The organism is Citrobacter sp. Cu233 (genome assembly GCF_030332225.1).
Classification (GTDB): domain Bacteria; phylum Pseudomonadota; class Gammaproteobacteria; order Enterobacterales; family Enterobacteriaceae; genus Citrobacter.
Map to the genome: position 1 here is coordinate 634,220 of NZ_JAOWIF010000033.1, position 14,183 is coordinate 648,402.

The following is a 14,183-nucleotide window of genomic DNA, read 5'->3' on the forward strand; positions in this document are numbered from 1 at the left end:
TTTTTCAAAAAGATGTTTTGCTTATTGCAGGTTGCGTGCCAGTTTTTTATTTAATTGATTTATAACAATTTAATGTTTTATACCCACAAAATGGTAGTCAAAATGACTATGTTATCTATTGTCAATATGACAGTATGAATTGTCAAAATGACAATGAGGTCGTCATGAGCTTTTCAGTTGATGTGCTGGCGGGCATCGCCATTGAATTACAACGCGGTATTGGGCATCAGGACCGTTTTCAACGCCTGATCACGACGTTACGTCAGGTGCTGGAGTGTGATGCTTCGGCGCTGCTGCGCTACGAATCCCGACAGTTTATTCCGCTGGCCATAGATGGCCTCGCGCAGGACGTTCTTGGCCGACGCTTTACGCTGGAGGGGCATCCGCGTCTGGAAGCGATTGCCCGTGCCGGGGATGTGGTGCGTTTCCCCGCCGACAGCGATTTGCCCGATCCTTATGATGGGCTGATCCCCGGTCAGGAGAGCCTGAAGGTGCATGCCTGTATCGGGTTGCCGCTGTTCGCCGGGCAAAACTTGATTGGCGCATTAACGCTGGATGGCATGGAACCCGATCAGTTCGATGTGTTCAGTGATGAAGAGCTTAGGCTGATTGCCGCGCTGGCGGCGGGCGCGCTCAGTAATGCGCTGCTGATTGAGCAACTGGAAAGCCAGAATATGCTGCCGGGCTCGTCCACAGCTTTTGAGCAGGTGACGGAAACGAAGATGATCGGCCTGTCGCCCAATATGATGCAGCTGAAAAAAGAGATTGAGATTGTGGCAGGGTCCGATCTCAACGTCCTAATCAGCGGCGAAACGGGAACCGGGAAGGAGCTGGTGGCGAAAGCGATTCATGAAGGTTCGCCGCGTGCGGTGAATCCGCTGGTATATCTGAACTGCGCAGCGTTGCCGGAAAGCGTGGCGGAAAGCGAACTGTTTGGCCACGTGAAAGGGGCGTTTACCGGTGCTATTAGCAATCGTAGCGGCAAATTTGAAATGGCGGATAATGGCACGCTGTTCCTGGATGAGATTGGTGAACTGTCGCTGGCGCTACAGGCCAAGCTGCTGCGTGTGTTGCAGTACGGCGATATTCAGCGTGTGGGCGACGACCGCAGTCTGCGCGTTGACGTACGTGTGCTGGCGGCCACCAACCGTGATTTGCGTGAAGAGGTGCTGGCAGGGAATTTTCGTGCCGACCTTTTCCACCGTCTGAGCGTCTTTCCACTTTCGGTGCCACCGTTGCGTGAGCGCGGTGACGATGTCGTGTTGCTGGCAGGGTATTTCTGCGAACAGTGTCGGCTGCGGCTGGGGCTTTCCCGCGTGGTGCTGAGTCCCGGTGCGCGTCGTCATCTGTTGAGCTACGGCTGGCCGGGGAACGTGCGTGAGCTGGAACATGCCATTCATCGTGCGGTTGTGCTGGCGAGGGCGGCAAGGGCAGGGGATGAAGTGGTGCTGGAGCCGCAACATTTTGCCTTACAGGAAGAGGTGTATACGCCGCAAGATGAAGCCGAAGTCATTGCTGAAATCCCACTGAATCGCAATCTGCGCGAAGCCACGGAATCTTTCCAGCGGGAGATGATCCGCCGTGCGCTGGTGCAGAACAATCATAGCTGGGCGGCAAGCGCGCGGGCGCTGGAAACAGACGTCGCCAACCTGCACCGGCTGGCGAAGCGTCTGGGCTTGAAGGATTAGAGGATGCCCGCCTGATAGAAATCCTGCAGGTTAATTGCGCCGGTGAGCTTACCGTTTTCATCCACCACCGGTGCGGCGGTGATTTTGCGCTTCATCAGGACTTCTTTGGCATCAATGGCACGGCTTTCGGACTGCAACGTGATGCCATTATGGGTCATCGCCTCGCGAACCTCAGTGCTAAGCGACCCGCCACCGACCAGCCAGCGGCGCAGGTCGCCGTCGGTAAAGACGCCTTTCACCAGCGATTGATCGTCGCAGACTGCTACCAGACCCAGACCTGTACGGCTGAGTTCCAGCATGGCATCCATGACGCTGGTGGTGAGCGTCACCTGTGGTACGGCGTCGTCACGGCGCATCAGATGGTGCACTTTATTTAACAAACGCGCGCCCAGCGCACCGGCCGGATGGGAACGGGCAAAATCTTCTTCATTAAAGCCGCGCGCCTGCATGACGGCGATTGCCAGCGCATCGCCCATCATCAGGGTGTTAACGGTGCTGGAGGTTGGCGCCAGGCGCATCGGGCAGGCTTCGCGCTCTACTGAAATATCCAGCACGGCTTTTGCCGCCAGGCCCAGTGGCGAGGTTGGTTTTCCGGTCATTGCCAGCAGGGTGACGGATTTGTCTTCCAGACGCGGAATGATGAGATCCAGCTCTTTAGCTCCGCCAGAGTAGGAGATGAAGAGCATGACATCGCGGCTTTCAATCATACCTAAGTCGCCGTGCAACGCTTCTGCCGGATGTACAAAAAAGGCGGGTGTGCCGGTACTGGCGAGGGTTGCTGCGATTTTTTTGCCAATATGGCCGGATTTGCCAATCCCGGAAACAATCACTTTGCCTTCACAGTGGATGATAGTATTGGCGGCACGGACAAAATCATCGCCCAGTCGCTCTGGCAGTCGGCTGGCTTCCTGTAATTCCAGCATTAACGTCTGACGGCCCGCGTTCAGTAGTGCATCACTCATTGGTCTCTCCGGTTATAATCACTTCAATCCCTTTTGCTTCCAGCGCCTGACGAAACGCAGGGTTAATACCCGCATCGGTGATCAATTTATCGACGCTTTCCAGACTGCACACAACATTGGGACTTTTGCGCCCAAATTTTGACGAGTCAGCCATCAGAATGACTTCGCGAGCGGCATTGCACATCGCTTTACTGACGCTAAACACCTCATTAAATGTGGTTACGCCGGCATTGAGATCGATGCCGTCGGTGCCCATGAAGAGTTTATCAAAGCTGAACTGCTCAAAGGCATTTTCTGCCAGCTGTCCGTGAAATGACGCAGATTTTTTGCGGAATGTTCCGCCAGGCATCAGGATGGTTTGCTCGTTGTCCAGCTCCGAAAGCGCATTAACAATGTGCAGGCTGTTGGTCATGACGGTGATGTTACTAAAGCGGCTGAGCATCGGCACCATCTGCAGCACCGTACTGCCCGCATCCAGAATAATGGAGTCGCCATCGTGAATATAGCGAACGGCGGCTTCAGCAATTTGTTCTTTTTTATGCGTATTGATCAGCGTTTTGTGATCGATTGGCGGGTCAGATTCGTCTTTATTCAATACTACACCGCCATAGGTGCGAATGACGGTTCCGGCATTTTCCAGAGTGACCAGATCTTTGCGAATGGTCGTACCGGTGGTGTCAAAGTAGTGGGCCAGTTCTTCAACTGAGCATTTTCCCTGCTTTTGCAAGTGCTCCAGTATGGCAGCCTGACGCTGACGAGGTTTCATAGGCGTGATTACCCTGACTTATGTATATACCCGTCATACTTCAAGCTGCATGTGCGTTGGCCGTCCTGCAGCTCGAATTATTGAGGGTGTAGGTTGCAAAATGATAATTTCGCAAGCTATTAGCATTCACAACGAAATTACCCATGTTTCAGTTTAAGCGCCAATGATAGTGCATTCTGCGAAAGCGGATCATGGGGAAAGATCACATCAGGCTGTAATTCATCAAGATGTTTGCCCATTATTGTGGCAATTTTGCCAGGTCTTGCAAAAACGGTAAGACCTTTCATAAATAACGTATCGGCAACCCGCTGTTGCTCATCCAGTGCGATAGCGACCACGACACGGGGTTTAAAACGCCCACCGGAGCGACCCACGCCGACCCGACCCCGCTGGCACAGTTTATCGAAAGCCCGATTAAAACGGGATATTTGCCAGCCACCCAGCGCCAGTTGCAGACACCACGCAATGGCGGCGACGGTAATCAGTGCGGAAACCATATTGTTCTCCTTTGATGTTGCCGGATGACGTCGCGAGTGCGCCACCCGGCAGTAAAAATCAGAACATCACCTGACCGCCGGTCACGTTGATGGACTGCCCGGTACAGTAAGAGGCTTTTGGACTGGCGTAAAACAGCAGCATATTCAGTACGTCCTGATAATCGCAGCCGCGCTTGAGTGGCACTTTATCAATGTAGTACTGCTCCACTTCGTCCGGTTTGAGGCCAAGTTTAGTGGCATATTGCGGCAATAATGACTGGAACATTGGAGATTTCAGTAAGTTACCCAGCATCAATGAGTGTACCGTAATGCCGTATTCCGCCAGGTCCAGCGCCAGCGATTGAGTCAAGCCCACGCCGCCAAATTTCGCCGCGCTGTAACCCGAGTTATGCTTGCTACCCACTTTCCCCGATTTGGAGTTGATTTGGATAATGCGCCCCTGAACGCCATCACGGATCATCAGGCGCGAGAATTCACGTGCACAGAGGAAATAGCCGACCAGATTCACCTGCAGTGAACGGTCGAAATCCCCCAACTGAAAGTCGCTGATAAATGCCGCTTTGGCAATGCCCGCGCTGTAAACCAGCAGGTCAACGCGACCGAATATTTCATCGACTCCGCGAGACAGCGCCAGCACGCTCTGTTCGCTGGTGGCATCTGCACCAAAACCGTAAGCGGTACCTTCGCCGAACTCGGCGTTAATTTCCTGTGCCACATTCGCCGCTTTATCGCTTTGAATATCGACGACCGCAACGCGGTATCCTTCTGTCGCAAGCCCACGGCAAAGGAATGCTCCCAGGGTCTGGCCTCCACCAATGACAACGGCAACCTGATTCATTTTTTTCTCCTTCAATCTTAAGCAACAAACTTCAAAATACAGCCCGGTGCGATATCGTCCGGTACGGGCCCCGCTATGTGCACGGTGCCGGGAAATTCCGCTTCGCTTAGTCCGTCGAAGCGCAGGGTGATATGTCCGAGTTCACGTAAGTTTTGTTCTGCCACGCTGCCGACAGCCGTAACCGGGTAGTGATGCTGGCCCAGTTCGAAACGGATACCGGCTTGTAGAGAACCGTTCAGTACGCCATGGCAATGAATGAAGCAAAACTCTTCGATATCTGCAGGGGCGCCTTCACGAAAGGTAATCAGCATCTGGTCGCAAAGTGCATCTGCTGCGCTTTGGCCGATACGGGTGATGGTGGTCTGATAAATCACGGTCATTTCTGAGTGCCTCTTATTGGTAAATAAAGCCGGAAACAAACCAGGCGATGAGAACGGTTGGCGCACCGGTGAGGAAGCGGCTCACCAGAACAGATGGCACACCGACGCGCACGGTGTCCTGACGGGCTTCGGCCAACGACAATCCCACAGGAATAAAATCGCACGCTGCCTGTGCGTTAATGGCAAACAGGGCAGGTAGTGCCAGATGCGGCGGGATATTTCCCAGACCAATCTGTACACCGATCAGCACGCCGATAACTTGTGCAATCACCGCCCCAGGGCCGAGGAAAGGCGATAACAATGGGAACGAGCAAATTAGCGCCAGGGTCACCAATCCCAGAGGGTGGCTGGCCAGCGGTGCAAGACCATGGGCTATCCAGTCACCTAAACCGGAAGCCATAATGATGCCAATCAGAGCAGAGACGAACGCCATAAATGGCAGAATGGTTTTCAGCACGGTATCAATCGTGTCGCGTCCGGACTGGAACAGCACCGCAACGGCAGAGCCCATGCCCATACCGACTTTTGCCAGCAGGCCATCACTTTGTTCGGTAATCTTCTTGCTGGTGTCGTAATCGCGACCGATAGTGCTGCTTGCAGGCTGCGGCGTAGCGGATGCTGCACCGACAACGGTAATATTTTCTTCTTTCACGCCAGAGACATAGATATCTTCAACAATGTATTGCGCCAGCGGGCCGGATTTCCCGGTCGCGTGAATATTTACCGTCGGTATACGACGTTTCGGATAGATCCCGCAGCGCAACGTGCCGCCACAGTCGATGATTGCTACACCGATTTCATTCTCTGGTGGTTCACCTTCTTTGAAGCCATCAACGGCCTGCCAGCCGGTCAAACTGGCCAGTTTGTCGACGATTGCAGGGCGTGTCCCGGCAGTGATATAGACAATTTTCTTTCCGGAAATGGCGTCCAGTTCGAGTGGACCACCCCAGCCGCCTGTGCCTTTTTCAATACGAATACGCGTCATGATGTTGCTCCCGCCAGATGCACTTTCTGCTCAAGTTGAATGCCCATTTTTTTCTCAAAGATGGCGGTGGTGAAATCGGTCACCCAGCCACGGAAGAAGTTGGTGACCAGACCGACCAGTAAATAGCTCACGGCGAGCGGGCCGAGCGGGAGGCCCAGCGTCGTCAAGCCGCTGGCGATCCCCAGATAGACAAACAGTTCTCCGGGGTTAATGTGTGGGAACAAGCCGTTCATTGAGTGGCAGCTATAGGACGCTGCTGCGTAATAGCTGGGCTTATATCTCTCTGGCATAAAACGGCCCAGGCTCAGGGTCATGGGGTTACAAAAAACGAATGTACCGATGCACGGCAGCAGCAGATAGCGGGACAATGGGTTTCCGGCACAGCGCTGAGCAAAACGTTCAATACGCTGCTGGCCAATAAAGTTAATCAGCGCATTCATGATGACCAGCAGGCTAATCAGCAGTGGAAGAATACCGGTCACCATGCCGGTAAACACTTCTCCACCTTTCTGGAACAGCCCGATAAACCACTCAGCACCGAGTGTGATGGTGTCGATCATTATTTTCTCCTGTAGGGATTTTAGTTACCTTGCCAAACGGTAATTAATTTTAATCAGATCGAAAGGTTTAAAAGTGTTATTTTGATCTCAAAATGAAAGATAAATATTTTAATTTGAAAGTTATTGTGTGAGTGCTCGCAAATGTGCTGGTCAGAGATGAAAGGGGATGTAAATTCTGTGCAGGAGAGCGACTACCGCTTCCTTGTACGACGGAGGATGCTTTACCATACTTCCCCCAGGCTGAATTTGTTTAATGGATGTCTCATGTTCAAGCGTCGTTATGTAGCGTTACTCCCCCTTTTCGTACTGCTCGCTGCCTGTAGCAGCAAACCCAAACCTTCAGAGACTCAAACGACTACGGGTTCGCCATCCGGCGGCTTCCTGCTTGAGCCGCAGCACAACGTCATGCAAACCAGCGGTGATTTCGCCAATAATCCGAATGCACAGCAGTTCATCGAGAAAATGGTGAACAAGCATGGTTTTGACCGTCAGCAATTGCAGGAAATCCTGTCGCAGGCTAAGCGGCTGGACTCAGTATTACGTCTGATGGACCGCCAGGCACCAACGACACAGCCGCCAGCCGGACCTAACGGTGCATGGCTGCGCTATCGCAAGCAGTTCATCACCCCGGACAACGTGCAAAATGGTGTGGCGTTCTGGAATCAATATGAAGATGCGCTGAACCGCGCGTGGCAGGTCTACGGCGTACCACCAGAAATTATCGTCGGCATTATCGGCGTTGAAACGCGCTGGGGCCGCGTGATGGGCAAAACGCGTATTCTGGATGCGCTGGCGACGCTCTCCTTCAACTATCCGCGCCGTGCGGAATACTTCTCTGGCGAGTTGGAAACATTCCTACTGATGGCGCGAGATGAAAGCGATGATCCGCTCGATCTAAAAGGTTCCTTTGCTGGTGCGATGGGTTACGGTCAGTTTATGCCATCCTCCTATAAACAATATGCCGTTGATTTCAATGGTGATGGGCACATTAACCTGTGGGATCCCGTCGATGCTATCGGCAGCGTGGCGAACTATTTCAAAGGGCACGGCTGGGTGAAAGGCGACACCGTGGCGGTCCCTGCAAATGGACAGGCACCGGGTCTTGCGAATGGCTTTAAAACCCAATACAGCATTTCTCAGCTTGCCGCTGCGGGTCTGACACCGCAGCAGTCGTTGGGGAATCATCAGCAGGCTAGCCTACTGCGTCTGGATGTTGGCACCGGCTACCAGTACTGGTATGGACTGCCGAACTTCTACACTATCACCCGCTATAACCACAGCACGCATTACGCGATGGCGGTTTGGCAGTTGGGGCAGGCGGTAGCACTGGCTCGCGTGCAGTAATCGCTCGTTACCGGCCTACAGGAAGATTTCGCTTGTAGGCCGGATAAGATGCTCTGGCATCGCTATCCGGCAGGTCTTATTTATGCAACGGATCAATTTTTGGAATCCCCCTCGTAAAACGTTCTCCTCATCCCCATCTTGGTTGTGAAAGTGCTATCTTGTCCGGCATATTTTTTTAACTGACAGAGGCTGAAATGACCGACAGTGAACTGATGCAGTTAAGTGAGCAGGTGGGGCTGGCGTTAAAAGCACGCGGAGCAACGGTGACAACAGCGGAATCCTGCACCGGCGGTTGGGTGGCAAAAGCCATTACCGATATTACTGGTAGCTCAGCCTGGTTTGAGCGCGGGTTTGTCACGTACAGTAACCAAGCCAAAGCGCAGATGATCGGCGTGCGCGAAGAAACGCTGGCGCAGCATGGGGCGGTGAGTGAACCGGTGGTCGTTGAAATGGCGATTGGCGCGCTAAAAGCCGCCCGTGCAGACTTCGCCGTCTCGATTAGCGGTATCGCAGGACCCGATGGTGGTAGTGAAGACAAACCCGTTGGTACGGTATGGTTTGCCTTCGCCAGCGTCAGTGGGGAGGGGATTACCCGACGGGAATGCTTCAGCGGCGACCGTGAGTCGGTACGTCGCCAGGCGACCGCGTATGCGTTACAAACCCTGTGGCAACAATTTCTACAAAATACTTGATACTGTATGAGCATACAGTATAATTGCCTCAACAGAACATTATCTTTCACGTTTCACGGTTTAATCCGAAAGCGGCATGACAGGAGTAATTAATGGCTATCGACGAAAACAAACAGAAAGCGTTGGCGGCAGCGCTGGGTCAGATCGAAAAGCAATTCGGTAAAGGCTCCATCATGCGCCTGGGTGAAGACCGTTCCATGGACGTGGAAACCATCTCCACCGGTTCGCTTTCTCTGGATATCGCATTGGGCGCGGGCGGTTTGCCGATGGGACGCATCGTCGAAATTTATGGGCCTGAATCCTCCGGTAAAACAACGCTGACGCTGCAAGTTATTGCGGCCGCACAGCGCGAAGGTAAAACCTGTGCATTCATCGATGCAGAGCACGCGTTGGATCCTGTCTATGCGCGTAAGCTTGGCGTTGATATTGATAACCTGCTGTGTTCTCAGCCGGATACGGGTGAACAAGCGCTGGAAATCTGTGACGCACTGGCGCGTTCTGGCGCAGTCGACGTTATCGTTGTTGACTCCGTTGCTGCACTGACGCCGAAGGCTGAAATCGAAGGTGAGATCGGTGACTCTCATATGGGCCTTGCGGCACGTATGATGAGCCAGGCAATGCGTAAGCTGGCGGGTAACCTGAAACAGTCCAACACATTGCTGATTTTCATCAACCAGATCCGTATGAAAATTGGCGTTATGTTCGGTAACCCGGAAACGACTACCGGTGGTAACGCCCTGAAATTTTACGCCTCCGTCCGTCTGGATATCCGTCGTATTGGCGCGGTGAAAGAGGGCGATAACGTGGTCGGTAGCGAAACCCGCGTTAAGGTCGTGAAAAACAAAATTGCAGCACCGTTTAAACAGGCTGAATTCCAGATTCTGTACGGTGAAGGTATCAACTTCTACGGCGAACTGGTTGACTTGGGCGTGAAAGAGAAGCTGATTGAAAAAGCTGGCGCATGGTATAGCTACAACGGTGATAAAATTGGTCAGGGTAAAGCGAATGCGACCAACTGGCTGAAAGAAAACCCGGCTGCCGCAAAAGAAATTGAGAAAAAGCTACGCGAGTTACTGCTCAATAACCAGGATTCAACACCAGATTTCTCCGTTGATGACAGTGGTGAAGACGTAGCAGAAACTAACGAAGATTTCTGATAGTCTGACGTAATCGCATATAAAAGGGCTGCATATCATGCAGCCCTTTTCCATTTCTGAAGGCTCAATATGACAGATTCAACTTCCCGCCGCTCTGCTTACTCCCGATTACTTGACCGCGCGGTGCGAATACTTGCGATGCGCGATCACAGTGAGCAGGAACTGCGGCGTAAACTGGCTGCTCCGGTGATGGGGAAAACTGGACCAGAAGAAATTGATGCCACGCCGGAGGATTACGACAAGGTTATCGCCTGGTGTATCGAAAGCCGTTATCTTGATGATGACCGATTTGTTCAGCAATTCATCACCAGCCGTAGCCGTAAAGGTTATGGGCCTGCGCGTGTGCGCCAGGAATTAGGTCACAAAGGGATAGCTCGTGAAGCCATTGAGCGGGCAATGCGGGAATGTGAGATTGACTGGGCGTTGCTTGCGCGTGAGCAGGCAATCAGAAAATATGGCGACCCCTTACCTGTCGATTTTTCAGAAAAGGTTAAGGTCCAGCGTTTTTTGCTCTATCGCGGCTATCTGATGGAAGATATTCAGGCAATATGGCGAAATTTTGACGATTGAGCGCATACGGGATTTTACTTCCCAGTAAAGAAAACTTATCTTATTCCCACTTTTCGATTGCCAGAGGCGCAGTTTGCATGCCGATGCTGGTAATGACATTTCGTTAGCTTGATTTCTTCAGGATAATTATGAGCAAGAGCACCGCTGAGATCCGTCAGGCGTTTCTCGATTTTTTCCATAGTAAAGGACATCAGGTAGTTGCCAGCAGCTCCCTGGTACCCAACAATGACCCTACTTTGTTGTTTACCAACGCCGGGATGAACCAGTTCAAGGATGTATTCCTTGGCCTCGACAAGCGTAATTATTCCCGCGCAACCACTTCGCAGCGTTGCGTACGCGCGGGCGGTAAGCACAACGATCTGGAAAACGTCGGTTACACTGCACGTCACCACACCTTCTTCGAAATGCTGGGCAACTTCAGCTTCGGCGACTACTTCAAACACGATGCCATTCAATACGCATGGGAACTGCTGACCGGTGAAAACTGGTTTGCTCTGCCGAAAGAGCGTCTGTGGGTTACCGTCTACGAAACTGACGACGAAGCCTATGAAATCTGGGAAAAAGAAGTCGGTATTCCGCGCGAACGTATCATCCGTATTGGTGATAACAAAGGCGCTGCTTATGCATCCGACAACTTCTGGCAGATGGGTGATACCGGTCCTTGCGGCCCGTGCACCGAGATTTTCTACGACCACGGTGACCACATTTGGGGTGGCCCTCCGGGAAGTGCAGAAGAAGATGGCGATCGCTACATAGAGATCTGGAACATCGTCTTCATGCAGTTCAACCGTCAAGCCGACGGCACCATGGAACCGCTGCCGAAGCCGTCCGTGGACACCGGTATGGGTCTGGAGCGTATTGCGGCCGTGCTGCAACACGTTAACTCTAACTACGAAATTGACCTGTTCCGCTCACTGATCGAAGCCGTAGCGAAAGTGACCGGTGCGACCGATCTGAGCAATAAATCACTGCGCGTTATCGCCGACCATATTCGTTCCTGCGCATTCCTGATCGCTGATGGCGTTGTCCCGTCGAATGAAAACCGTGGCTATGTGCTGCGCCGTATCATTCGTCGCGCGGTACGTCATGGCAACATGCTGGGCGCGAAAGATACCTTCTTCTATAAGTTGGTTGGTCCACTGGTAGACGTGATGGGGTCTGCGGGTGAAGAACTGAAGCGTCAACAAACCATGGTTGAGCAGGTTCTGAAAACCGAAGAAGAGCAGTTTGCGCGTACGCTGGAGCGTGGGCTGGCGCTGCTGGATGAAGAGCTGGCGAAACTGTCTGGCGATACGCTGGATGGCGAAACAGCATTCCGCCTGTATGACACTTACGGTTTCCCGGTTGATCTGACGGCAGACGTTTGTCGTGAGCGCAACATTAAGGTTGATGAAGCGGGTTTCGAAGCCGCAATGGAAGAACAGCGCCGTCGTGCGCGTGAAGCCAGCGGTTTTGGCGCAGACTACAATACGATGATTCGTGTTGATGGTGCCTCTGAATTTAAAGGCTACGAGAACCTGGAACTGAACGGCAAAGTGACCGCGCTGTTTGTTGATGGTAAAGCGGTAGATGCCATTAGTGCAGGTCAGGACGCTGTCGTTGTTCTGGACCAGACGCCGTTCTATGCAGAATCCGGTGGTCAGGTTGGCGATAAAGGTGAACTGAAAGGCGCAGGTTTTGCATTTGCCGTGAGCGACACGCAAAAATATGGTCAGGCAATTGGTCATATTGGCAAGCTGTCTACGGGTTCTCTGAAAGTGGGTGATGCGGTACAGGCTGATGTGGATGAAGCGCGTCGTGCGCGGATCCGTCTCAATCACTCTGCAACGCACCTGATGCACGCCGCGTTGCGTCAGGTTCTGGGCACGCATGTGGCGCAGAAAGGTTCACTGGTAAACGATAAAGTGCTGCGTTTCGACTTCTCACATACCGAAGCGATGAAGCCTGCTGAAATTCGTGCTGTTGAAGATCTGGTGAATGCGCAAATTCGTCGCAACCTGCCGATTGAAACGAACATCATGGGTCTCGAGGCAGCGAAAGCCAAAGGTGCAATGGCGCTGTTTGGTGAGAAATACGATGATCACGTGCGTGTTCTGAGCATGGGGGACTTCTCTACCGAACTGTGTGGTGGTACTCACGCCAGCCGTACGGGCGATATCGGTCTGTTCCGTATTGTCTCCGAGTCTGGTACCGCTGCGGGCGTTCGTCGTATCGAAGCCGTGACCGGTGAAGGCGCTCTGAATACCGTGCATACTGAAAGCGATCGCTTAAGCGATATTGCGCAACTGCTGAAAGGCGATAGCCAGAATATCGGTGATAAAGTTCGTTCCGTACTGGAGCGTACGCGTCAGCTCGAAAAAGAATTGCAGCAATTGAAAGAACAGGCCGCAGCGCAGGAAAGTGCGAACCTTTCCAGCAAAGCAGTTGATATCAACGGCGTGAAGCTGTTGGTCAGCGAGCTTGCGGACGTTGAACCGAAAATGCTGCGTACCATGGTTGATGATCTGAAAAATCAGCTGGGTTCTACTGTTGTCGTACTGGCAACAGTTGCTGAAGGTAAGGTTTCTCTGATTGCGGGCGTGTCTAAGGATGTGACAGACCGCGTGAAAGCAGGGGAACTGATTGGGATGGTCGCTCAGCAGGTAGGCGGCAAGGGTGGTGGTCGTCCGGACATGGCGCAAGCCGGTGGTACGGATGCTGCGGCTCTGCCGGCAGCGTTAGCCAGTGTGAAAGGCTGGGTTAGCGCAAAACTGTAAAAATTATAAGCGTAAGTCGACGCTGCGGACTTCAATCCGCAGCGTTTACATCAACGCTATCGACAACGATAAAGTCAGGTTGAAGTTGTGTATATCGGCTAAACTTAGGTTTAACAGAATGTGATGCCGTGACTGCTTACACTTAGGTGTTTGTCATCGCTTACTTTTTGGCGTTATATGATGGATAATGCCGGGATACAGAGAGACCCGACTCTTTTAATCTTTCAAGGAGCAAAGAATGCTGATTCTGACTCGTCGAGTTGGTGAGACCCTCATGATAGGCGATGAGGTCACCGTGACAGTTTTAGGGGTGAAGGGCAACCAGGTGCGCATTGGCGTCAACGCCCCGAAAGAAGTTTCTGTCCATCGTGAAGAGATCTACCAGCGTATCCAGGCTGAAAAATCCCAGCAGTCCAGTTACTAAGGTTTTCGCGTCTCACCTTTCTGGTGAGGCGCAACCTGATTGAGTACCTTCTTTTCTTACTTTTCACCTTCTCATTGCTCTCTTATCTCTTTCTATACGGCTCTGACTTCTCTCTGATTCTTGTCATTCCACGTCGTTTTCTCTGCTGTGATGCTGTTGTTGTCTTTCCCGGTGATTTTTCTGTTCATACATCGTCTCCGTAAACGCCAATTTATCTGTTGATAAAACACTCTTTTTGCCGTTTTTGCAGACTAATTGCGCGTGAAATGTGCAAACGATAAAAGCTCTGGAAAAATTGTTTGACTTATAAGTCCCAGAAAGTAATATGTGCGCCACGCAGCGACGATGAGCAGAAACAAGTTCTTCGAAGCACTCGTAAGAGGCGTGTTGGTGAGGTGGCCGAGAGGCTGAAGGCGCTCCCCTGCTAAGGGAGTATGCGGTCAAAAGCTGCATCCGGGGTTCGAATCCCCGCCTCACCGCCATTTGCATCCGTAGCTCAGCTGGATAGAGTACTCGGCTACGAACCGAGCGGTCGGAGGTTCGAATCCTCCCGGATGCACCATC

Annotated in this window: 14 protein-coding genes and 2 tRNA genes; 9 read left to right on the forward strand and 7 right to left on the reverse strand. The window is 52.4% G+C overall.

What is annotated here, in order from left to right:
* Positions 1 to 164 precede the first annotated feature (164 nt).
* Positions 165 to 1,688 (forward strand): nitric oxide reductase transcriptional regulator NorR, encoded by a 1,524-nt coding sequence (gene norR / locus OGX95_RS13065; protein ID WP_286629706.1) that lies wholly within the window; start codon positions 165 to 167, stop codon positions 1,686 to 1,688.
* Here the strand turns inward: norR and gutQ are convergent.
* The 7 genes from gutQ to srlA form a co-directional block, all read right to left on the reverse strand.
* Positions 1,685 to 2,650, reverse strand: coding sequence for an arabinose-5-phosphate isomerase GutQ (gutQ, locus tag OGX95_RS13070; protein WP_286629707.1), 966 nt, complete (start codon positions 2,648 to 2,650; stop codon positions 1,685 to 1,687). The genes norR and gutQ overlap by 4 nt on opposite strands.
* Positions 2,643 to 3,416, reverse strand: coding sequence for a glucitol operon DNA-binding transcriptional repressor SrlR (srlR, locus tag OGX95_RS13075; RefSeq protein WP_286629708.1), 774 nt, complete (start codon positions 3,414 to 3,416; stop codon positions 2,643 to 2,645). The genes gutQ and srlR overlap by 8 nt, the downstream gene beginning before the upstream one ends.
* 137 nt (positions 3,417 to 3,553) lie before the next feature.
* Positions 3,554 to 3,913, reverse strand: coding sequence for a transcriptional regulator GutM (gutM, locus tag OGX95_RS13080; protein ID WP_137382785.1), 360 nt, complete (start codon positions 3,911 to 3,913; stop codon positions 3,554 to 3,556).
* Positions 3,914 to 3,971: 58 nt separating this feature from the next.
* Positions 3,972 to 4,751 (reverse strand): sorbitol-6-phosphate dehydrogenase, encoded by a 780-nt coding sequence (gene srlD / locus OGX95_RS13085; protein ID WP_003037345.1) that lies wholly within the window; start codon positions 4,749 to 4,751, stop codon positions 3,972 to 3,974.
* A gap of 17 nt (positions 4,752 to 4,768) precedes the next feature.
* On the reverse strand, positions 4,769 to 5,131 hold the full coding sequence (gene srlB, locus OGX95_RS13090; protein WP_271441816.1) for a PTS glucitol/sorbitol transporter subunit IIA: 363 nt from the start codon (positions 5,129 to 5,131) through the stop codon (positions 4,769 to 4,771).
* Positions 5,132 to 5,144: 13 nt separating this feature from the next.
* Positions 5,145 to 6,116, reverse strand: coding sequence for a PTS glucitol/sorbitol transporter subunit IIB (srlE, locus tag OGX95_RS13095; RefSeq protein ID WP_286629709.1), 972 nt, complete (start codon positions 6,114 to 6,116; stop codon positions 5,145 to 5,147).
* Positions 6,113 to 6,676 carry a PTS glucitol/sorbitol transporter subunit IIC gene (srlA, locus tag OGX95_RS13100; protein WP_048213017.1) on the reverse strand — a complete coding sequence of 188 codons (564 nt, stop codon included), beginning with the start codon at positions 6,674 to 6,676 and terminating at the stop codon, positions 6,113 to 6,115. Before srlA ends, srlE begins: the two co-directional genes overlap by 4 nt.
* Before the next feature lie 264 nt (positions 6,677 to 6,940).
* Here srlA and mltB point away from each other — a divergent pair, with 264 nt between their 5' ends.
* The 8 genes from mltB to OGX95_RS13140 all read left to right on the forward strand — a co-directional run bounded on the left by mltB (position 6,941) and on the right by OGX95_RS13140 (position 14,181).
* On the forward strand, positions 6,941 to 8,020 hold the full coding sequence (mltB, locus tag OGX95_RS13105; protein WP_286629710.1) for a lytic murein transglycosylase B: 1,080 nt from the start codon (positions 6,941 to 6,943) through the stop codon (positions 8,018 to 8,020).
* Between the two features lie 194 nt (positions 8,021 to 8,214).
* A complete protein-coding gene (gene pncC, locus OGX95_RS13110) occupies positions 8,215 to 8,712 on the forward strand; it encodes a nicotinamide-nucleotide amidase (protein ID WP_286629711.1) in 498 nt (165 codons plus the stop codon).
* Positions 8,713 to 8,804: 92 nt separating this feature from the next.
* On the forward strand, positions 8,805 to 9,869 hold the full coding sequence (gene recA / locus OGX95_RS13115) for a recombinase RecA (RefSeq protein WP_286629712.1): 1,065 nt from the start codon (positions 8,805 to 8,807) through the stop codon (positions 9,867 to 9,869).
* A gap of 69 nt (positions 9,870 to 9,938) precedes the next feature.
* On the forward strand, positions 9,939 to 10,439 hold the full coding sequence (gene recX, locus OGX95_RS13120) for a recombination regulator RecX (protein ID WP_286629713.1): 501 nt from the start codon (positions 9,939 to 9,941) through the stop codon (positions 10,437 to 10,439).
* Positions 10,440 to 10,567: 128 nt separating this feature from the next.
* Positions 10,568 to 13,195, forward strand: a complete 2,628-nt coding sequence (gene alaS / locus OGX95_RS13125) for an alanine--tRNA ligase (RefSeq protein ID WP_286629714.1) — start codon at positions 10,568 to 10,570, stop codon at positions 13,193 to 13,195.
* 238 nt (positions 13,196 to 13,433) lie between these two features.
* Positions 13,434 to 13,619 (forward strand): carbon storage regulator CsrA, encoded by a 186-nt coding sequence (gene csrA, locus OGX95_RS13130; RefSeq protein ID WP_000906486.1) that lies wholly within the window; start codon positions 13,434 to 13,436, stop codon positions 13,617 to 13,619.
* 389 nt (positions 13,620 to 14,008) lie between these two features.
* A tRNA-Ser gene (locus OGX95_RS13135) sits at positions 14,009 to 14,101 on the forward strand.
* 3 nt (positions 14,102 to 14,104) lie between these two features.
* Positions 14,105 to 14,181 (forward strand) — tRNA-Arg (locus OGX95_RS13140).
* The last annotated feature ends 2 nt before the right edge of the window (positions 14,182 to 14,183 follow it).